General features: G+C 66.2%; 23 protein-coding genes. 9 read left to right on the top strand and 14 right to left on the bottom strand.

Annotated elements, in window-relative coordinates; genetic code table 11:
• Positions 1-17: 17 nt before the first annotated feature.
• The 4 genes from HMUK_RS02830 to HMUK_RS02815 all read right to left on the bottom strand — a co-directional run bounded on the left by HMUK_RS02830 (position 18) and on the right by HMUK_RS02815 (position 4,614).
• Positions 18-404, bottom strand: coding sequence for a DUF5810 domain-containing protein (locus HMUK_RS02830; RefSeq protein WP_015761580.1), 387 nt, complete (start codon positions 402-404; stop codon positions 18-20).
• Between the two features lie 38 nt (positions 405-442).
• Positions 443-934: a ribosomal protein S18-alanine N-acetyltransferase gene (gene rimI, locus HMUK_RS02825; protein ID WP_015761579.1), complete on the bottom strand. Its 492-nt coding sequence runs from the start codon at positions 932-934 to the stop codon at positions 443-445.
• 307 nt (positions 935-1,241) lie between these two features.
• Positions 1,242-2,408 (bottom strand): GNAT family N-acetyltransferase, encoded by a 1,167-nt coding sequence (locus tag HMUK_RS02820; protein ID WP_015761578.1) that lies wholly within the window; start codon positions 2,406-2,408, stop codon positions 1,242-1,244.
• Positions 2,409-2,637: 229 nt separating this feature from the next.
• Positions 2,638-4,614, bottom strand: coding sequence for an aconitate hydratase (locus tag HMUK_RS02815; RefSeq protein ID WP_015761577.1), 1,977 nt, complete (start codon positions 4,612-4,614; stop codon positions 2,638-2,640).
• Positions 4,615-4,877: 263 nt separating this feature from the next.
• Here HMUK_RS02815 and HMUK_RS02810 point away from each other — a divergent pair, with 263 nt between their 5' ends.
• The 3 genes from HMUK_RS02810 to HMUK_RS02800 all read left to right on the top strand — a co-directional run bounded on the left by HMUK_RS02810 (position 4,878) and on the right by HMUK_RS02800 (position 6,435).
• Positions 4,878-5,342, top strand: a complete 465-nt coding sequence (locus HMUK_RS02810) for a deoxyuridine 5'-triphosphate nucleotidohydrolase (protein WP_015761576.1) — start codon at positions 4,878-4,880, stop codon at positions 5,340-5,342.
• A gap of 391 nt (positions 5,343-5,733) precedes the next feature.
• Entirely contained in the window at positions 5,734-5,997 is a 264-nt protein-coding gene (locus HMUK_RS02805; protein WP_015761575.1) for a HalOD1 output domain-containing protein, read from the top strand.
• 51 nt (positions 5,998-6,048) lie between these two features.
• Complete coding sequence (locus tag HMUK_RS02800; RefSeq protein ID WP_015761574.1) at positions 6,049-6,435, top strand: methylglyoxal synthase; 387 nt, start codon at positions 6,049-6,051, stop codon at positions 6,433-6,435.
• 189 nt (positions 6,436-6,624) lie between these two features.
• Here the strand turns inward: HMUK_RS02800 and queC are convergent, their stop codons facing one another.
• The 4 genes from queC to HMUK_RS02780 are packed head-to-tail and all read right to left on the bottom strand — an operon-like array spanning position 6,625 to position 9,300.
• Positions 6,625-7,440: a 7-cyano-7-deazaguanine synthase QueC gene (gene queC, locus HMUK_RS02795; protein ID WP_015761573.1), complete on the bottom strand. Its 816-nt coding sequence runs from the start codon at positions 7,438-7,440 to the stop codon at positions 6,625-6,627.
• A complete protein-coding gene (gene folE / locus HMUK_RS02790) occupies positions 7,433-8,059 on the bottom strand; it encodes a GTP cyclohydrolase I (protein WP_015761572.1) in 627 nt (208 codons plus the stop codon). The genes queC and folE overlap by 8 nt, the downstream gene beginning before the upstream one ends.
• Positions 8,060-8,067: 8 nt before the next feature.
• Positions 8,068-8,844 carry a 7-carboxy-7-deazaguanine synthase QueE gene (locus tag HMUK_RS02785; RefSeq protein WP_015761571.1) on the bottom strand — a complete coding sequence of 259 codons (777 nt, stop codon included), beginning with the start codon at positions 8,842-8,844 and terminating at the stop codon, positions 8,068-8,070.
• A complete protein-coding gene (locus HMUK_RS02780; RefSeq protein WP_015761570.1) occupies positions 8,845-9,300 on the bottom strand; it encodes a 6-pyruvoyl trahydropterin synthase family protein in 456 nt (151 codons plus the stop codon).
• A 79-nt stretch (positions 9,301-9,379) separates the two neighbouring features.
• Between HMUK_RS02780 and HMUK_RS02775 the strand changes: the two genes are divergently transcribed.
• A complete protein-coding gene (locus HMUK_RS02775) occupies positions 9,380-10,066 on the top strand; it encodes a hypothetical protein (RefSeq protein WP_015761569.1) in 687 nt (228 codons plus the stop codon).
• Positions 10,067-10,120: 54 nt separating this feature from the next.
• Here HMUK_RS02775 and HMUK_RS02770 read toward each other — a convergent pair whose 3' ends face one another.
• The 4 genes from HMUK_RS02770 to HMUK_RS02755 form a co-directional block, all read right to left on the bottom strand.
• Positions 10,121-10,705 (bottom strand): mechanosensitive ion channel family protein, encoded by a 585-nt coding sequence (locus HMUK_RS02770; RefSeq protein ID WP_015761568.1) that lies wholly within the window; start codon positions 10,703-10,705, stop codon positions 10,121-10,123.
• A gap of 67 nt (positions 10,706-10,772) precedes the next feature.
• Complete coding sequence (locus tag HMUK_RS02765; RefSeq protein WP_015761567.1) at positions 10,773-11,435, bottom strand: hypothetical protein; 663 nt, start codon at positions 11,433-11,435, stop codon at positions 10,773-10,775.
• Complete coding sequence (locus HMUK_RS02760; RefSeq protein WP_015761566.1) at positions 11,436-12,365, bottom strand: hypothetical protein; 930 nt, start codon at positions 12,363-12,365, stop codon at positions 11,436-11,438.
• A gap of 235 nt (positions 12,366-12,600) precedes the next feature.
• Positions 12,601-13,635 carry an NADP-dependent oxidoreductase gene (locus HMUK_RS02755; protein ID WP_015761565.1) on the bottom strand — a complete coding sequence of 345 codons (1,035 nt, stop codon included), beginning with the start codon at positions 13,633-13,635 and terminating at the stop codon, positions 12,601-12,603.
• A 221-nt stretch (positions 13,636-13,856) separates the two neighbouring features.
• On the opposite strand from HMUK_RS02755, the gene HMUK_RS02750 reads away from it, so the two are divergent.
• The 5 genes from HMUK_RS02750 to HMUK_RS02730 all read left to right on the top strand — a co-directional run bounded on the left by HMUK_RS02750 (position 13,857) and on the right by HMUK_RS02730 (position 18,454).
• Complete coding sequence (locus HMUK_RS02750; RefSeq protein WP_015761564.1) at positions 13,857-14,393, top strand: GNAT family N-acetyltransferase; 537 nt, start codon at positions 13,857-13,859, stop codon at positions 14,391-14,393.
• Between the two features lie 73 nt (positions 14,394-14,466).
• Positions 14,467-15,621, top strand: a complete 1,155-nt coding sequence (trpB, locus tag HMUK_RS02745; RefSeq protein ID WP_015761563.1) for a tryptophan synthase subunit beta — start codon at positions 14,467-14,469, stop codon at positions 15,619-15,621.
• Positions 15,622-15,804: 183 nt separating this feature from the next.
• Positions 15,805-17,007 carry an outer membrane protein assembly factor BamB family protein gene (locus HMUK_RS02740; RefSeq protein ID WP_015761562.1) on the top strand — a complete coding sequence of 401 codons (1,203 nt, stop codon included), beginning with the start codon at positions 15,805-15,807 and terminating at the stop codon, positions 17,005-17,007.
• Positions 17,008-17,157: 150 nt separating this feature from the next.
• Positions 17,158-17,685: a DUF6789 family protein gene (locus HMUK_RS02735; RefSeq protein ID WP_015761561.1), complete on the top strand. Its 528-nt coding sequence runs from the start codon at positions 17,158-17,160 to the stop codon at positions 17,683-17,685.
• 55 nt (positions 17,686-17,740) lie between these two features.
• Complete coding sequence (locus HMUK_RS02730; protein ID WP_015761560.1) at positions 17,741-18,454, top strand: creatininase family protein; 714 nt, start codon at positions 17,741-17,743, stop codon at positions 18,452-18,454.
• On the opposite strand, the gene HMUK_RS02725 is transcribed toward HMUK_RS02730, so the two are convergent.
• The gene (locus HMUK_RS02725; protein ID WP_015761559.1) at positions 18,451-18,909 is read right to left on the bottom strand and encodes a DUF5790 family protein; all 459 of its coding nucleotides are present in this window, start codon (positions 18,907-18,909) and stop codon (positions 18,451-18,453) included. The genes HMUK_RS02730 and HMUK_RS02725 overlap by 4 nt on opposite strands.
• Positions 18,910-19,007: 98 nt before the next feature.
• Complete coding sequence (locus HMUK_RS02720; RefSeq protein ID WP_015761558.1) at positions 19,008-20,018, bottom strand: DUF7544 domain-containing protein; 1,011 nt, start codon at positions 20,016-20,018, stop codon at positions 19,008-19,010.
• Position 20,019 lies beyond the last annotated feature (1 nt).

The following is a 20,019-nucleotide window of genomic DNA, read 5'->3' as shown; positions in this document are numbered from 1 at the left end:
GCTTGGTCTGGCGGGGACTACTCGGTTTCGTCTGCGTCGCTCGTGTCGTCCTCGTCGTGCATCGACTCGGTCATCTCGCGGGCCTCGCGCAGGATCGACTCGGCCTCGTCGTCCAGCTCGCCGGTGGCGCGCTGACGGGCCTGCTGGGGGTCGACCTCGTGGCCGTGATCGTGCTCGTGCTGGTGGTCGTGGCCGTCGGCCTCGAAGGGAAACTCCGTCTCGTCGGCCAGTTCGATCACCTCGGCGGCGAGTTCGTCCTCGCCGAACTCGCCCCACTCGGGAACGTGTTCGTCGAGCCAGTCCTCGTGGTCGTCGCCGCCGGTCAGCGCCGTGAACGCGAGGTGGTTCGCCAGGTGGCCGGCGTCGGCCTGTGGCTCCTCGCAGACGGGGCAGGCATAGCCCATACGGGGACAGCGTGCCCGAGACGGGTATAAACTGTCGATCACCCGTCGTCAAGCGCCCGGATCATCACCAGTGCGTCCTCGCCGTTGCCGTAGTAGTTGGGGATCGTCCGGCGGTGTTCGAAGCCAAACGACCGGTACAGCGAGCGCGCGGCCGTGTTGGTGACCCGGACTTCGAGCTTGACCGAGCCCGTTCCGGCGTCTTCGAGCACGTCGATGGCACGCCGGAGCAGTCGTCGACCGATCCCCTGTCCGCGGTACGCTTCCTCGACCGCGAGGTCCTTGACGTGGCCAAGCGGCGTCCCGTGGTTGGGGACGGTGTCGGCGACGACGTAACCCAGCAGTTCGGGGTCGTCGTCGCGCTCGTCGACGGCGACCAGGAAGCCGGGTTCGCCGACGTAGCTCTCGAACGCGGAGAACGGCCAGGGCTGTGGGAACGAGGCCGACTCGATCCGATGGACCGCCAGCAGGTCCGACCGCGTCGCGGGACGGACCGTCGGCGGCTCCGTATCGCTGTCGGGAACGGTCGTCACTGCCTCTCTCTACGTCGCGGGCTCACTAATGGATGGCGGCCTCCGGGGTTCCCGGTGATCGATACACCCTCTATTCTTGGGATCACCGAGACACGACATGTTCGCTCCTGCGACCGGCGTGTACGTCTCACATCGTGCCAAAAAGCTCTTAACTATCAAGGACGCAAGAGTATACGCACCCAACTGGGTGCTACCCCCACATCCCCCCAACCATCCCACCCCACTTTCGTTTTGGCGACTCGCTCTCTGTGACCCCTCTCGCGACCACCGAGTCGCGTCTCTCTCGAACCGGTACCCACCGACACCACTAGAAGAAATCGCTCACGTACACGTCCCGCGCTCCGAACGTCTCGCTCAGCGCAGCCACGGCGTCGTCGGTCGCAGTCACGATCTCGCGGGCCGCCGCCGTCTCGATCGACAGCGTTCCGACGTACAACTGCGCCAGGACGGCGGCGTCGACCACGAGACCGGGATCGTCGATGGTCGCTCCGGTTTCGAGCGGCCGGCACGTCATGTCCGGCTCGACTCGAAACTGCCCGTCGTTGCGGGGCGCGAGTGGATCGGTCACCTCGATCGTCACCGCCTTCGCCGGCCCTCGCTCGGCGGGGAGCGTCTCGATCGCCGCCGGTACGTCGACGACGTATCCGCTCGCCCCCGGCTCGACCGACGCCTCGACGGCGTCGGGATCGGCCGCCTCTCTGAGCAGCCGCCGTTCCCGCGGACACGTCCACTCCACGCGGTCGGCCTGTGGAGCGTGGCGTTCGAGGAAGCCAAGCAGCTGTCGGCGCGCCCGCTCGCTCCGGACGGCCAGCTCCTCGACGGTCAGCGTCTCGGCGTCGCGGTTGAGCCTGTAGACGACGTAGCCCGCGGGCTCGTCGTCCCCGTCCGGCGTCCAGGTGTAGGCCCATGCATCGTCGAGCACCCGCTCTCGCCACCACTGCCCGGTCCGTCGGAGCGCCAGCTCGTAGTCGCTGGCTTCGGTCTCCCACACCGCTTCGAGGCGTCCGAAGTCGTCCGGGCCGACGCGCTCGAAGCGTCCCGCTGGGCCGGGATCTGCCATCGCCTCCGGTGGGAAGGCGTAGGCCGTCTCGGTGTGGACCAGTCCCCACCCGCGCTCCCGGTAGTAGTCGATCGACGCGGGCCACAGGACCGCGTAGGACAGTCCGCGGTCGGCGAACTCCGCGACGGCCCCACGCAGGAGCCGCCGTCCGTATCCCTGCCCGCGGTGCTCCGGCGGCGTGACGAATCCCCTGATCCCGCCGATGGTGCGCCATTCCCCCGCGAGACGCACGTCGATCTCCAGCAGCGCACAGATCGAGCGGAACCGCCCGTCTTCGACGTAGGCCCACCGCTCGCCCAGCGCCCGCGGCACCGTCTCGTCCGGATCGGGGACGCCGCCCTCGCCCCAGACGTGATCTTTGATCCGCTGGTGTGTCGCCCGCTCGTCTTCGGTGACGCTACGGAACGTGCCCATACACCGACTGTCGAGGCCGCACGTATCAAGATTCGGGCTCCTGGCCAACCCCGCGCCTGGTCGCGCTCCCAAAAGAAAAACGAAGTGTGAGTGCCGTCGCGCTCGCCGCGGCGGTACACCGCTTGGCTTTGTCGGAGACCCCTCGCCGCGCTCGGCGTCTCACTGCTCACGCATCGCTTCGCTCTGCGTTCGCTTAATCGAGGGTCTTCCCTGCGGTCAGACCCTCGCTCTAATCGTCCGCGGGCGCAGCGCCGCTGTCGTCCTCGTACTGCTGTTTCGTGTGGGTGAGCTTGCCACCGGAGGCGAGGAACCGTCGCTCGCGATCGGAGGCGTCCAGCGTGGCGCTTGCTTCCCAGTCGTCGTTGACACGGATGGTGAACTCCGTTTCGCCGGACTGGATGGCGTCGGCCACGTCGGTGACGATCTCGATGTCGTCGCCCTGCTCGATCTGCTCGTAGGTGTCCGCGTCGATCTCCAGGGGAACGATCCCGAAGTTGAAGAGGTTCGCCTTGTGGATGCGGGCGAAGCTCTGTGCGAGGACGGCGTCGATGCCGAGATACATCGGACAGAGGGCCGCGTGTTCGCGCGAGGAGCCCTGCCCGTAGTTCTCGCCTGCGACGAGGACGCCGCCGTCGTTGTCCTTCGCGCGCTGTGCGAAGGTGTCGTCGACACGCGAGAGCGTGAAGTCAGAGAGCTTGTCGATGTTCGAGCGGAACTTGAGGATGTCCGCCGTCGCCGGGATGATGTGGTCGGTGGTGATGTTGTCCTCCATCTTGAGGAGCGCCTCACCCTCGATGTCCGGCCCGAGCGGGTCCTTCAGGGGCACGTCGCCGATGTTCGGGCCCTTGATGAGCTCGTCGTCGACGGCCTCGTCGGGCGCGATGAGGTCCGACTCGGAGTTGCCGATGTACTCGTCGGGCAGTTCGATGCCCGGCGCGTCCAGATCGCCGAGTTCGTCGGCGAGGTTGCGCGGGTCGACGATTTCGCCTTTGAGTGCCGCCGCGGTGGCGACCTCGGGCGAACAGAGGTAGACGGAGTCGTCCTCGATACCGGAGCGACCCTCGAAGTTGCGGTTGAAGGTCCGCAGCGAGACCGAGTCCGAAGCCGGGACGTGACCGATGCCGATACAGGCACCACACGTCGCTTCCGAGAAGTTGACGCCAGCGGCCATCATCTCCGCGGTCCAGCCCTCACGGGCCAGCATCTCGGAGGCCTGCTTGGAGCCGGGCGCGACGATCATCTCGGTCTTCTTGTCGACGTTGCGACCTTCCAGCATCTTCGCCGAGGGCAGAATGTCCTCGTAGGCACCGTTCGTACAGGAGCCGATCATGACCTGCTCGACGTCGACGCCCTCGACCTCTTCGACCGGGACGACGTTGTCGGGCATGGACGGCTGTGCGATGAGCGGTTCGAGGTCCGAGAGGTCGACGACGATCTCGTCGGCGTACTCGGCGTCGTCGTCGGGCTGGAGCTCGACGTACTCCTCGTCGCGACCGAGGCGCGAGAGGTAGTCCTCCGTGTTCTCGTCGGTCGGGAAGATCGAGGTGGTCGCGCCGAGCTCGGTCCCCATGTTGGTGATGGTCGTCCGCTCGGGGACGGTCAGGCTCTCGACGCCGGGGCCGGTGTATTCGAGCACCTTGCCGACGCCGCCCTTGACCGAGAGCCGGCGGAGCAGTTCGAGGATGACGTCCTTGGCGGTCGCCCACTCGGGCAGCTCGCCTTCCAGGCGGACGTTGACGACCTCGGGCATGTCGATGTAGTAGGCACCGCCACCCATGGCGACGGCCACGTCGAGGCCGCCCGAGCCGATCGCGAGCTCGCCCAGTCCGCCGGGGGTCGGCGTGTGGGAGTCCGAGCCGAGCATCGTCTTGCCGGGCGCGGCGAAGTTCTCCTTGTGGACGTTGTGACAGATACCGTTGCCGGGCCGGGAGAAGTGGGCACCGAAGGTCCCAGCGGCCGAGCGCAGGAAGCGGTGGTCGTCCGTGTTCTTGAAGTCGAACTGGTAGGTCTGGTGGTCACAGTACTGTGCGGCCAGTTCCGTCTGGACCTCTTCGAGTCCCAGCGCTTCGAACTGGAGCCACACGAGCGTTCCAGTCGTGTCCTGTGTCAGCACCTGATCGATCTCGATCCCGATCTCCTCGCCGGGCGTGAGTTCGCCTTCGACGAGGTGATCGTCGAGGATTTTCTCCGTGAGCGTCTGTCCCATAACGTCCGTGAGTCGACGGCGCGCGCGTATAAATCCCGCGTATTCCCGCGAGTTTTCGAGCGGTGTCTGCCGAATTGTGGCCTTTTGTGCCGGTCTGCTTCCGGATCTGCTCAGTTTCTCGTGACTCTCGCCGACGATCTTTGCCGATCGTTCGATACTGCTCGGGAAATCCGAACCATTGTTCATCCGGATCCGCCTCGCGTCCCCCGGTTCGACGTGCCGGTCTCGGAAGGCTCATCACGCTGGTTACCGACCGATGGGGCATGTACAAGAGCGGACGTTTCGTCGCCGAGGCGCTGGGTGACCTGCGACCAGAACAGGTCCAGCCCAACGGCGTCGACCTGACGCTCGCGGCGGTGTCCGAACAGGTCGAGCCGGGTCGCATCGAACGCGGCGACAAGCACGTCGGTGACCGGACGGAGATCGATCCCGACGACGGCGTTTATCGGCTCGAACCGGGCGCGTACGTCGCCGAGTACGGTGAACGGGTCGCCGTTCCCGAAGGCCACGTCGGCTTCGTCTACCCGCGGTCGTCGCTGATGCGCAACTCCTGTATGCTCCACACTGCGGTCTGGGACGCCGGCTACGAGGGCCGCGGCGAGGGACTGCTCGAAGTCCACCACGAGATCGAACTCGAAGCGGACGCCCGGATCGCACAGTTCGTCCTCGCTGAGGCCGCCCACGAGGAGACCTACGAGGGTTCTTACCAGCACGAGAAACTCGACTGATACTGCCAGCTGTCCCCTTCGTGGCGGGTCGTTGCGACTCGACCTGGACGGACAGGTGGCAGTATGGAATTGCCAGCTGTCCCTCTGGTGGCCGGTCGTGACTCCGACGCCGGCCGGCCGGCGAAAGAACTATGACGCGGTGCCGTGTACCGCACAACTGCATCACTTCGGAGGTGATGCCAGGGCAGCGGCTCCCGTACACTGCGAGAACGGCTGCCCGGATTCGTCAGTCTGGTCACTGGGTCGGCACGCGCTGTTCGCGGCCGACCTATTTTCGCTCTCGCCCAGTCACGACGCTCGATGCCGACGGCGGAGTGGCGTTGTTTCCGGTTGTTTCAGAGCCAGAAACTACTGGTGCCGGATTATATGTGTCGGGGTCGTTCGACCGTGTATGGACTCGGACGACAGCACAGTGTACATGATTCGTGGGGACACCGGGGACGAGTGGGTCAGTCCGACGCCGGCCGAAGACGTGATCGTCGAGTCGCTGCGCTCGGCCAGCGACTTGACGGCGGCGGAGATCGACGATCTCGGGAGCTACGTCGACGCCGACGAGCTGGCTGCGGTCGTCAACGGCAGCGACGAGGCGATCACCTTCGCGGTCGAGGGGTACGACGTGACCGTCACCAGCGACGGCGACGTGGCCGTCGAGTAGTCCCCGGCGGCGTGCATCACACCTATAGACGAGGGGTACCACCCACTCGCTATGACGCGCGTCGCGCTCATCGCACACGACGAGAAGAAGCCGGCCATCATCGACCTGGCACGGGAGTACGAGGACCTGCTTTCGACGTTCGAACTCGTCGGGACCGGCACCACCGGCAAGCGCATCACCGAGGAGACGAACCTGACCGTCGAACGCAAGGAGTCGGGACCGGTCGGGGGCGACACCCAGATCGGTGCCGAGGTCGTCGACGGCCGGATCGACGGCATCGTCTTCCTGCGGGATCCCCAGACCGCCCAGCCACACGAACCGGACATCTCGGCGCTCCTGCGGATCTGTGACGTTCACGACGTGCCCCTGGCGACGACCGAGACCGGCGCGGTGTACCTGCTCGACGGCTTGGCCACAGAGACGGGCGTCGAGTCCTGAAGCGACGCAATCGGGTCGAGTTCGCGCGAATCGACGCTCTTCTTTAGCCAGTCCTGGTGAAGCGCGGCGCAACAGCATCCGGGCGAGCGAAGCGAGGGCACTCGACGATGAAAAGGGTCGTCTGCTCCCCGACTGACCGGCCGGTCCACAGTCTGTCGAACGAAAATCCCGCGACGGTCCTCTGGCTCCCTACTCCGTGTAGTCGGGGCGCTCGGCGTACTCGACGGGGTCGCGCTCGCCGAGGTTCTGGAAGGCCTGGAGCCGGAAGGCGCAGGCGTCACAGGTGCCACAGGCCGGCGGGGACTCGCGGTAGCAACTCCAGGTGTCCTCGTAGGGCACCCCGAGTTCGAGGCCGCGCTCGGCGATGTCGGTCTTGGACCACTCGACGAAGGGCGCGACCAGTTCGATCTCGGTCTCGGGTTTCGTCCCGGCGTCGATCACCTGCTGGAAGGCGTCGAAGAACTGCGGGCGGCAGTCGGGATACCCCGAGAAGTCCTCGCTGTGTGCGCCGATGAAGATCGCCGAGCAGTCGTTGGCCTCGGCGTAGGAGACGGCCATCGACAGGAGGTTCGCGTTCCGGAAGGGGACGTATGAGGTCGGGATCTCGTCGCTGTCCAGATCGGCGTCGTCTACGGCCATCTCTTCGTCGGTCAGCGAGGAGGCCCCGATCTGTGCGAGGTGGCCGGTCTCGACGTGGAGGAAGTCGGCCGCGTCGACGTGGTCGGCGAGCGCCTGGGCACACGCGCGCTCGGTCTCTTCGGTCGCCTGGCCGTAGCTCGTGTGCAGGAGGTACAGCGCCTCGTACCCCCGATCCACGGCCTCGTATGCCGCTGTCGCGCTGTCCATCCCCCCGGAGGCGAGGATCACGGCGCTGTCGGCCGTCGGCGAGTCGTCCGCCGAATCGGGGTCGTCAGTCGTCTGGGGGGCGTCGGTGGTCGGGCCGTCTGCGGCCGACTGGTCGTCGCCGCTCGGTGCGTCGGCGGCGGCGGATCGTTCGTCACTCATGTTTCTTGACGGCGTCGGTGAAGCGTTCGCGTTCGGTCGTCGTCGGCGATCCGACGACCGAGCGGGTCGTCGTCGTGGTCGCGGTCTCGACGCCGCGCATGGCCTCGCACATGTGGGTGGCCTCGATCTCGACCAGCACGGCCGCCGCGTCCAGTTCTGCCGCCAGTCCGTCGGCGATGTCGCGCGTCAGGCGTTCCTGCATCGAGGGCTTGCGGCCCTGCCAGCGGACGTACCGGACCAGCTTCGAGAGGCCGACGACCCGCTCGTCCGGTCGGTAGGCGACGTGTGCCGTCCCGTGGTAGGGCAGCAGGTGGTGCTCACAGAGGCTATACACCGGGATACCGGTCTTGACGACCAGTCCCTCCTGATCGGCTTCGAAGGTCCGCATCGTCGGCTTCTCGGCCTCGCGGTTGGCCTCGCTGAACGTCTCGAACAGTGCGGGCACCCGACGCTGCCAGGTGGCTTCGAGGCCGTCCGCGGTCGGGTCCTCGCCTATCGATTCCAGCAGGAGGCGGGTGCCTTCCTGTGCTTTCTCCCAGTCGATACCCTCGCCGTCGGGGACTGTGGCCGGGGCGTTCGTCGCCTCGGCCGCGTCCTCCATCGTTGTCTCGTCGGTCATGATGTGTCTCAGGTGCCCGGGGCGTCGTTCCAGAGGTCGACGTGGAGCCGCGGCGTGTATCGGTAGCCGTGTTCCAGCGCGAGGTCGGCCACGACCCCGCGCGTCTCGTCGAGATCCGAACGCGTCTGCCCCTCGGGCATCAACAGCACGTCTGCGTCGTCGATCGTCGTCTCGGTTCGCTCTCGAAGCTCCTCGACCGTCCGGTCGATCTCCGCCACGTCGTCGGGACCGGTGACGACGAACTTCAGCTGGGTCGGGTAGCGCTCGACGAGCGTCGCCAGCGCCTCGTGGTCGAGGCGGCGCTGCTCGTGGCGTTGCTCCCAGTCGCCCTCGCCGGTCGGGTCCCGCTCGGGCGTCGGCGTCGAGGACGCGAGCTTCGGACTGACACTCGCCAGGTCGATCGGCGCGTCGACGGCGACGGTCCCGTTGGTCTCGACGGTGGTGTGGTACCCTCGCTCGTCGAGTCGCTCCAGCAGGTCGACGGTCTCCTCGTGGATCAGCGGCTCGCCGCCGGTCACCACGACGTGGTCGGCGTCGTAGCCCTCGATCTCGGCGACGATCTCGTCGATCGTCAGCCAGGCGTGGCTGGGCTCCCAGGAGGTGTGATAGGAATCACAGAACCAACACCGGAGGTTACAGCCACTCGTCCGGACGAACACCGACGGGACTCCCGCCAGCTTCCCCTCGCCCTGCAGCGAGTGAAACAGCTCGTTGATCGGTAGGGCGTCGGCCTCTGGCGGCGTCTCGGCCGCTCGCTCCGCGACCGGGTCGGCGTCGACGGGCATCTACGGCCCCGCTGCGAGTTCGCCCGTCTCGCGGACGGTCACTCCCACGTCGCTGACGGTGTCCGGAAGTGATTCCGCGAGTCGCTCTTCGAGGACGATCGCCATCACTTCCGCCGTCGGCGGGTGATCGAGCACGACCAGCGCGTCGCCGTCGCCGCTGCGCTCGAAGGCGTCGACGAGGGGATCGCCCGCTTCGACGAGGAAGCGGTGGTCCCACTCGTCGATGGCGTCGGTCACGTCGCCCTTGTCGACGACCCACCCCTCCGCCGTGAGCGCTCCGGTCACTCGGACCGTCACCTCGTAGTTGTGGCCGTGGGGCCGACTGCACTTCCCGTCGTGGTGCATGATCCGGTGGCCCGTGCTGATCCGGATGGGACGGTCGCCGCCGACGACGAGTTCTCGCTCGCCCGCGTCGGCGATCGCGTCCGACCGCTCGGTCGATAATCCTTCAGCCATACCTGGGTATTACTCTGGGGGTGCTTAAAACGTCCGAACCGCCGAAACCGATAGGGGGATCGGGCCCTCACGAGAAGACGTGACACGCGCTGCCGTCAGGGACGGGTTCGAGCGGTACGTCAACGGACTGGCCAGCGAGACCAGCGACGCCTTCAGCATTTCGCGGGCGCTGCGCAGCGCCACCGGTCCGGAGGGGGCGGTGATCGATCGCCTCCTCTCGAACAGCGAAACGGTCGACCGGAAGATCGTCCAGCCAGAACTGCAGTCCTACCGAGACGCGATCCTCCACCAGTTCGACGCGGTCCTCTCCTATGCCGCCAGTGACGACGACTTCGAGGCCTTCGCCGACGAGATTCTGGCCCGCGACCTCTACTGGGACGCACTTCGGTCCGACGTCCCACCGGACCGCAAAAGCGAGCTCCGCGAGACGCTGCTGGCTCGCCAGCGACGCATGGGCGATGCCGTCGCGCCGCTGGTCGCCGCGGACGCTGACTCGCTGTGGGCTGCCGCGGCGACCGCCTACGACTGGGAGGCGACGACCGACCTGATCGACGCCCAGTTTGCCTTCACCGAGCCGCTGCACGCCTCGCCCGAGGCCTACGCACTGACCATCGACATCGACCCCGGCGACCTGCTGGGCGGGCTGGCACGCGCGCTCCCGTCGATCACGGTCGACTACACCGACGAGGCGCTGCGGGCGATGACCCAGGCCGAGGCGTTCGTCGTCGATCGGGCGAAAGCCGACGCCGAATCGCACTTCGAGTAGCCGCTCCGTCTGCCCTCCCCCTTTCTCGACCGAACTCCTGCGCCACTGCCGCAGTCAGGCGTCCGTTTCGGCGGCCTCGTCGGCCCGAGCGTGGCGCGTCCAGCGCTTCTCGACGTCGCGGTTGGCGACGACCACGAGGTTCCCATCGTCGGTCTCGATCCGGGTCTTCCGGAGATCGATACTCACGAGCCGGCCCGTCACCGACGCGGTCTCGACGCGGTCCCCCTCCGAGAAGTCCTCGTCTTGCAGGAGGTACACCCCCGCGACCGTGTCGGCGATCATCTCCTTGAGCGCGAACGCGACGCCCAGTCCGATGAACCCGCTGGCGGTGCCCAGGCTGGCGGCCACGTCGCCGAGTCCCACGACCTTCAGGAGCCCCAGCGTCGCGCCGAACCACAGGAAGATCCCGACGACGGTGACCACGAGGTCGACGATGAGCTGCTCCTCGTCCCGGTAGAGCCGATCGACGACCGACCGGACGACCGCCAGCACGAGCTTGATCGTCAGGTATGCGAGCACGAGAAAGAGCAGTCCCGACAGCAGCCGCGGAATCGACGCGAGGATCCCGTCGACGAACTCGTCGATAATCGCCACCGTCGACGGCTGGGGAGCCGGCTCCGGCGTCGCTCCTTGCAACATGATCTCGCCTACGTGCCACTCCCGAAAGAGCGTGGGGGTCCCGACGGGACCGTTCCGAGTGTAATGGTTACGACCGAACTGCGAGCGACACTACATTTTCGAGGGACGTTCGTTCGAGAATTACCGTTCGGTAGCCGTGGTCAACCAGGTCTGTCGGATTCGTGGTGGCCAGTTCTGTCGGTTTACCTGTTACTTCGGCAACATCATGTGCATCGAGACAGATACGGCGGTCGTCCCACGGGATTTCCGAGAGCTTGTCGTCGATCTCGGCATATTCGTTATCTCGTTCCCACACTTCCACTTTCGTCATGAGGGTCTCTCTGTTCTCAATCGCGATCTGTTCGATGTCCCGTGCGAGGTCACGGAGTCGCTCAGTCAGGTCGGTAATTTGGATAAAATTCGGCACTTCATCGCTGTAGAACGTATGTAGTGTTGTCCCAGCAGGGTTATTACCTGAGACCAGATTCTGGCGAATCCGGGACGTGTCCATCGAATCAAGCTGTCCCTCGAATTCCGAATCGTGTAGTCGATCGATGTGATCGAAGATGCCGTTTGCAACCTCCTGCGCAAGACTCGGTTCTCTATTCAGATACTCCGATTCTACGTGGTCGGAAACGAACAGCACGAAGTCGTGATCATCGAGATACTCCCGGCAGCGATGATGATGTGAGTCATCGCGAAAACAGAATCCCAGTACGACACCGGTATCCAGAAACGATGCGTCCGCCATCTATTCCCGGGCAAGGAGCCGCTCAATCTGTTCGTCGATGGTCTGTGAATACGCGTCCGAGACCTGATCGAGCTCTGTGCTTCGTGACCGGCCTCGAAGGAGTTCCGACCGTATGGTCGTGAGATGAGTCGTGAACTTTTCTCGCTCTTCGACTGCATCTTCCTCCCAGTCTTCGAGTCGTTCGTCAGTTATGTTCTGGTTGTATGCGAATCGAAGTACAGCCTTACTGAGTGTCCGGATAAAATCGTCGAGGAACTCCGCAATTCGGCTGTACTCGACGGAGTGGTCCACCATGAGACGAACTGTATCGTCCCACCGGAGATAGAGCGTCTTCAAATCGTCGTAACGGGCCTCACCGTCCGGATATGTGGCCATCATTTCATCGAGTTGCCGCTTGAGGTACTCCTCGTTCGATTCTCCACCGCTACTGTAGTTCTCCAGTCGTTCCTGTCTCCCGAGATCGATCGTACTCAGGAGCCATCGAAGTTCGCTGTATTTTCGAATAAACTCGTTTTCTGCGTGCTTCTCATACTGATACTGTTTGATCTCTTCGACGTTCTTGCGTCCGAATTCTCGAACCGTCCATCTGGCGGCATCCGGAATCGATTCGAGACCTTCTTCAGATACGTCGAATGCTTCGACCTGCAGTTCCTTCGGGAGATACTGCTGACCATCCCAGCCGATGGCAAGCGGCGCATTATAAAATCGCTTCGAGAACTCGTGTTCGTTTGCGAGTTCTCCGTACATATACCAGTAGCGAGGGAGACCGACCTCGTAACCACGTGACTCGATAAGGCGACGATCAGCGATACAACAGAGTTTGAGAAACTTCGATCTCGAAATCTGATCGTTGCTCTGTTCTTTCAGCCGCTTCAATAGTAACCACCCCAAGAACTCTGGCTCACCGAACTCCGGATCTTCTTGGGGCATTGTCTTCTCTGACTATCCGTATGAGAGGGTTTTAATGGTTCCCACTTTTGCGAGCGATCGAATGATACTGCCGGCTGTCAGTCTGTACAGAATGTTGCGACCCTGTGGTCGCGAATATCTTGAAACAGTTACAGCCGACAGTATGAGCAGCAACACTGTCGCGTAGTCCCCTGCAACTCAATTAGAATCCGATCTGAACCCTCTTACTCCGACATTTGCGACATTTTTCAGCGAGTCACAGCCCTCGTGACCTTACGTCCCGCTCGGCGACCTTCACGAGCTGCTTGCCGATGTTCTCGCCCTCGAAGAGGCCGAGGAAGGCGTCGGGGGCGTTCTCCAGGCCCTCGGTGACGGTCTCGCGGTACTGGACCTGGCCGCGCTGGACCCACTCGCCAAGCTGGCGGGTCGCGGCCTCGAAGCGCGGCTGGTAGTCGCCGACGAGGAACCCTTCGACGGTGGCGCGCGTCTCGACCAGCGTCGCCAGCTTTCGCGGCCCGGTCGGGAGCTCGGTCGCGTTGTACTGGGAGATCTGTCCACAGACGGCGACGCGGGCGTCGACGTTGAGCCGGGTGAAGACGGCGTCGGTGATCGGGCCGCCGACGTTGTCGAAGTAGGCGTCGACGCCGCCGGGGGCCGCCTCGTCGAGTGCCGCCCCGTAGTCGTCGGTCGTCTTGTAGTTGATGCCGGCGTCGAAGCCGAGTTCGTCTTCGAGGAACTGGACCTTCTCGTCGGAGCCGGCGAAGCCGACCACGTCAGCGCCCTGGAGTCCCGCGATCTGGCCGGCGACCGAGCCGACCGCGCCCGCCGCGCCGCTGACGACGAACGTGTCGCCCGCGGTCGGCTGTGCGATCTCCTTGGTCCCGAAGTACGCCGTGCGGCCGGGCATGCCCAGCACGCCCAGCGCCGTCGAGATCGGGGCCAGCTCGGGGTCGATGGGGTACAGCTCCGTTCCCGGCGCGGTTGCGTAGTCGGCCCATTCGAGTTCACCCGTGACGACGGTCCCCGCTTCGAGACCCGCGCCGTTGGACTCGACGACTTCCCCGACGACGGCGGCCTCCATCGGATCGCCGACGCCCCACGGATCGGCGTAGGACTCGCGGGCGTCCATCCGACCGCGCATGTAGGGGTCGACCGAGAGGTACAGCGTTCGGACGAGCGCTTCGCCGGGGCCTGGCGTCGGTAGGTCGCGCTCTGCCAGCTCGAAGGTGTCCTCGTCGGGTCGACCGTCGGGTCGCTCGGCAAGCAGGAAGACGCGGTTGGTGTCTGACATCGGTCTCACTTCGACGGGCACCCGGAAGTGGCTTCGGACACCGCACGTCCGTTTGTGTGCGTTGTTGGGCGCGCAGTGAACCACTGTCCAGCGCCAGCCAGCACTCTGATACTACCGGCTGTATATCTGTCACGGACTTCGCCACCCCGGGGTGGCGACTATCTGAACGAAGGTACAGCCGGCAGTATGAAGCTACTGGCCGAACACTCCCGGACAGAGCGATGGCGAGCGATCTGACCCTCCGACGGTACGACCCGCGAGACGCCCACGCCGTCTGGGAGCTCCACGAGTGGGCGATGCGTGTCGCCGGCACCGATCCGGCGGACGTGCCCGGTACCGACGACCTCCGGGAGATCGAGAGCCGGTACCTCGACGTGGGTGGGGAGTTTCTGGTCGGTATCGGGGACGGCGAGGACGAGAGCGACGCCGCCGTCCCCGAGACGTTCGACGGGCCGGTGGTCGCGATGGGCGGGCTCTTGCCGTCGGAGTCGGGCCACGACGACGAGCGGACGGTCCCCGGCGCTGGCGAACTCCATCGGATGCGCGTCGCCCCGCCGATGCAGGGCCGTGGCCACGGCCGGGACCTGCTGGCGACACTCGAACGACGGGCCGCCCAGCTGGGTTTCGAGACGCTGCTGGCGACGACGGCCGTCCGTCAGGAAGCGGCGGCGCGGTTCTACCCCGCCGCGGGCTATCGCGAGGTCGACCGCTCGACCCAGGGCGAGTACGAGCTGATCCACTTCGAGAAGACGCTGTGAGCGTGGCGCTGCCGTCGCGGCGGGCTGTCTCACGATAGAAGATTTAAGACCGCGGGCGGTAGAGGGTCCCCATATGTCTGACGGCGACTTCGCGGGGTACGGCGGCCGCCACGTCCCCGATCCGCTGGTAGCACCGCTCGAACAGCTCGCGACGACCTACGACGACATTCGAGAGACGACGGCGTTCCAGACGGAGCTCCGGGACCTGCTCGAATCGTTCGCCGGGCGACCGACACCCCTGTTTCACGCGGAGACGCTCAGCGACAGCTGGGGAGCGGAGATCTTCCTCAAGCGCGAGGACCTGCTCCACGGCGGGGCTCACAAGATCAACAACACGCTCGGGCAGGCGCTGCTTGCCAAGCAGGCCGGCAAGGAGCGACTGATCGCCGAGACCGGCGCGGGCCAGCACGGCACGGCGACGGCGATGGCCGGTGCGCTGCTGGACCTCGACACGGAGATCTACATGGGCAAGCAAGACGTCGAGCGCCAGCGGATGAACGTCTTCAGGATGCGCCTGATGGGTGCGACGGTCAACGAAGTGACCCGGGGCGAGGAGGGGCTGGCCGAGGCCGTCGACGTCGCTCTGGAGGACTTCGCGCACAACGTCGACGACACCCACTACCTCGTGGGCAGCGTCGTCGGCCCCGACCCGTTCCCGCGGATGGTCCGGGACTTCCAGAGCGTCATCGGCGAGGAGGCCCGCGAGCAGTTCCAGGACCGCACGGGCGAGTTGCCCGACGCCGCGGTCGCCTGCGTCGGCGGAGGCTCGAACGCGATGGGACTCTTCCACGCCTTCCGGGACGACGACGTGGCCTTCTACGGCGGCGAGGGCGGCGGTGAGGGTGCCGACTCGGAGCGCCACGCTGCGCCGCTCGCGGCGGGCACCGAGGGGGTCCTCCACGGGATGAAGACGCGGGTCATCGACGACGACGTGTCTGTCCACTCCGTCTCGGCGGGCCTGGACTACCCCGGCGTCGGCCCGGAACACGCCATGTTCCGCGAACTCGGTCGTGCCCAGTACCGCGGGATCACCGACGAGGAAGCCCTCGGGGCGTTCCGCGAACTCTCCGAGTCCGAGGGGATCATCCCCGCACTGGAGACGAGCCACGGCCTCGCGCTCGCGAAGCAACTGGCCGAGGACGGCGACCACGAGACGATCCTCGTGAACCTCTCGGGACGGGGCGACAAGGACATGGCACAGGCCGCAGAGCAGTTCGATCTCTCCTGAGACGGACAGTTGTCGCCGCCTATCGGTAAGCGTCTCCCCCGTGGCGACGCTCACCGGAACGTTCCGACGACCGTCCGTACGACACCGCAGGCAGTCAGTTCCCGGCGATCTCGCCCAGCCCGCCGTCGCGGCTCGGTCGCTCGATTCCGCTGGATTTATCAAAATATTATCTCAAGCGCTAGTATGGATCGACGGACGTTCCTGACGACGACCTGTGCCGGAACGGCGGCCCTCTCTGGGTGTCTGTCCTCGCTTCCGTGGACGAGCGGGGGGAACACGCCACTGCCAGAGGTCCCCGGCGGCTCCTGGACACAGCACGGAGCCGACGCCGCCAACACGTTCGCCCCGGACGTTGCCGCGCCCTCGCGGGCGAGCCACGCCTGGACATCGGCGGCGTTCACGCGCTGGGACCCAGTTATCGCCGACGGGACGATCTACACCACGAACTTCGACCCCAGCCACGACGGCAGCGCCATCGCGCTCGACGCACAGGACGGCACCGAACGGTGGCGCACGACGCTCGACAGGGAGGGTCGTCACGGGCGCGCCCTCGTCGACGGCCGGTTCGTCGTGGCACACGACTCGGGACTCGTCGCCCTCGACCGACAGGGGGGAGGCGTCGACTGGGAGCGCTCCGTCGAGGGGCTCGAAACGTCGTTCGCGGAACTGCTCGCCGTCGACCGCTCGACGGGGACGATCGTCGTCCCGTACGCCGACGGCCTCAAGGCATTCGGAGCGACAGACGGCCAACGGCGCTGGAAAGCGCCCGAACTGCCGGGCCAGCGGGTCACACCCGCCATCGCCGACGGGACGGTCTACGCCGTCGGCAGCGTCGACGGGGCGGCCACTCTCGCCGCGCTCGCGCTCGCCGACGGATCGGTCCGCTGGACGCGCTCGCTCGACGGTCGGTCCCCGAGCGCGCCGGTCGTGACCGACCGCGGCGTCCTCGTCGTCGACGACCGAACGCTCGTCGTCCACGACCGGGAGACGGGCGACCGCCGCGGCGAACGCCACTCGTTCGACTACGACGGGACGACCTTCGACGCGACGGTCGCTACCGACGGCACTACGGCGTTCGTGACCAGCGACGACGGACTCACCGCCGTCGACATCGCCGACGGAACGACGCGGTGGGAGTACGACGAGTGGGTGTACACCGCCGGCTGCTCGGTCGGGACCGAGACCGTGGTCGCGATGGCCGACCGCGGCGAGTACACCGACCGGACGATCACCGCGTTCGACCGCGAGACGGGCGAGGCGCGCTGGGACTACGTGATGGACGACTTCCACACGCCCTCGATCCCGCCGATCCTCGCCGACGGGGCCGTGTTCTTCGCGACCAGCAGCAGCGACGGCCTCGTCGCCATCGGGGACGTTCCGGAGTAGGAACGCGTCGCCGCCGGGAACACTCCACAACCGGGGCGAGAGCGCCCCAACGACCGCCTCGCCGCCCGCACGGCCGGTCCCAGCATTCGAACCAGTTGCTTGCCGAACACCTTCGGGAGGTTTTTGACTCTTGGTATGCTATAACGGGACATGGCTGACGCACCGCACGGCGTCGACGATCCGGTCGACGATCCGGTCGACGAACTGAGCGAAACCGAGGAGTTCGACAGCCTGATCGGCATCGTCGGCGACGGCGTCGTCGGCGCGGCGGGGGGGCTCGTCGGGACGGCGCTGTCGACGGTCGTCCTCCTCATCGCGGAGAGTCTCGGCGTCTTCGAACGGTCGGCGTTCGCGCTGCTGACCGAACTCGTCGGCATCGAGGAACTGGTCCCGCCGATCCTCGCGGGCTATCTCATCTTCCTCGCCGGTGGGATGGTTCCCTGGCCGCTGCTGTACGTCTCGCTCAAGGAGTACCTGCCCGGCCGCCGGGACCCCGTCAGCGGCGCGTTCTTCGGGTTCGCGATCTGGACCGGCTTCGCGCTGGGCTTTTACACCGGCCAGTCCGGCCTCGCGCTCGTCGGCTACGCCGTCCTGACGCTGCTGGCACACGTCGTCTACGGCGTCGGCCTCGGACTCGTCTTCGAGTACTTCCAGAGCCGGCCCAGCTCGATCGTCTGACCTCCCGACGGCCGAGAGCGGTACGCTTGTCTCCCTCGCCGGCCACGGGACGCGTATGCACCTCTCCGAGGCCACCTGGACCGACGCCGCGGATCTCGACACGGACCTGGCGATCCTGCCGGTCGGCAGCACCGAACAGCACGGCCCCCACGGCCCGCTCGGAACCGACGTTCTCACGGCCGAGGCCGTCGCCGAAGCCGGGGCCGAGGCCTACGACGGCGAGGTCGTCGTCGCGCCCGCGATTCCGGTCGGCGTCGCCGAGGAGCACCGTCACTTCGCGGGGACGCTGTGGGTCGGCGAGGACACTTTCCGGGACTACGTTCGCGAGACCGTCGCGAGCCTCGCCAGCCACGGCTGGGATCGGGTCGTCGTCGTCAACGGCCACGGCGGCAACGTCGACGCGCTCCGAGAAGTCTGCGGTCGCGTTACCCGCGACGGGACGGCCTACGCGGTCCCGCTGACCTGGTTCGACGCCGTCGACGCCCCCGACATGGGCCACGGCGGTCCGGTCGAGACGAGCCTCCTCCTGTCGACGGCTCCGGAGCTCGTGCGCACCGATCGGCTCGAAGCGAGCGCCGCGAATGGGGCCGACTCGTGGGGCGCGTTCGAACACGGAGTGAATCTGGCCTACGACACCGAGGAGTTCAGCGAGAACGGAACGGTCGGCGATCCGAGAGACGCGAACCGAGAACGGGGCGACGCACTGCTCGACGCGGCGAGCGACGCGCTGGCGGACGTGCTGGCGAGCGTTCGAGAGCGGGACCGCTAGGCTTCCGCCTCGGCCTCCGCGTCGTCGTCGGCCTCCGCGTCGTCGGTCTCCTCGTCTGCGTCTTCGGCGGCGAACTCTTCGAGGGTGCCCCGGAGCTGTGGGACGGTACTGGTCAGCTCGCCCACCTGCTCGCGGGCCGTCTCCACGTCTTCGAGCAGCGTTTCGAGCGCGGCGATGTCCGCTTCGAGGTCATCGGCGTCCTCGAAGGCGTCGGCGCGCTCGCCCATCGTGTACCACTTCTTGGCGTCCCGGAGGTGTTCCTCGGCGTCGTCCACGTCGAGCGCGCCCTTCAGCGCGTTGAGCACGCCCAGCGTGTTGTCGGCCTCGACGTTCCAGATGTCGTCGGCCACCGGGAGGACAGCGCGCGCTTCGTCGAGCGAGGCCTCGACGTCTTCGCGCATCTCGGAGGCGGCCTCGCCGAACAGTTCGTCGTCGTCGAGCGTCGATTGGCTCATAGCCACACGTTCACACGGCGGGGAATTAAAAGCCCGCCTGAAAGTGAAAGTGTAACCGCAAGCGTGCGGCCGACCGTGACCGGCGAAACCGAAAGGCGCTATTGCATCGCGTCGTCGTCTCGCAGACCCTCGCGAATCTCGGGGATCGGGTCGAGGTCGGCGTCGATCCCGCCCAGCACCAGCATCGCGTAGTAGCGCAGGAACGACTGGAGGGGTGCCTGTACGAGTCCGCCCACGAGCAGGGCCACTACGAGGAAGCCCAGTCCGAGCACGGCGTAGACCGCGATCCCGGCCGTACTGAACGCGGCGAACGTGTAGACGCCGAAGGCGACGAGACCGAACGGAATCGCCGCGAGCGCGAGCGCGAACAGCATGACGATGCTGCCGACGATCCCGACGCCGATCCCCAGCAACACGCTGACGACGAGGTAGACGAGGTACTCCGCGAGGTGACTGGTGATCGACGACCACAGACGACTCCACGCAGAGAGCAGGCCGCGGTCCTCTGCCAGCATGATCGGGACGACGAACACGGTCGTGAACCCGTTGACGATCCCGATGGCGATCACCAGGAGCACGGTCAACGGGAACGCCAGCACGAGCAGGCCCAGCGACGCCGCGATGCTGTCGAGGCCGCCGGCGACCAGCAGTCCAACCAGGAACAGTCCGACCACGAACACCCCCGCGGCGAGGACGACCGCGATCTGAAAGCCCAGCAGTCTGAGGCCGTTGCCGACGTTGCGCGAGAAGTACCGTCGGACGTGGACCTCGCGCTCGAACAGCGACTCGACGAAGACGAACTCCATGATCGGCGAGGCAAGCAGCATCAGGAAGACAAACAGGACGGCAAACCCGGCGACGGCGATCGCGACTGCACCGAACGCGATGTCGGGCATCACGGTCCCGGCTCCGGCACCCGGCGCGGTACCGGGGTCACCGTTGCCCGCGAACTGTCCTGCGTTGCCAGCGTTGTTCAGGACGCCACCGCCGCCGGTGACGAAAAACATGATCACTGCGAGACGAAGCCACGTTCCGCGGTCGAAGGGGAGGAGGAATCCCTTCGTGGCGTCGATTGCGTCGTCGATAGCATCCAGGGCAGCGTATCCCATG

It is taken from the genome of Halomicrobium mukohataei DSM 12286, assembly GCF_000023965.1.
GTDB lineage: Archaea > Halobacteriota > Halobacteria > Halobacteriales > Haloarculaceae > Halomicrobium > Halomicrobium mukohataei.
This window is presented reverse-complemented; position numbering and strand designations above follow the sequence as displayed.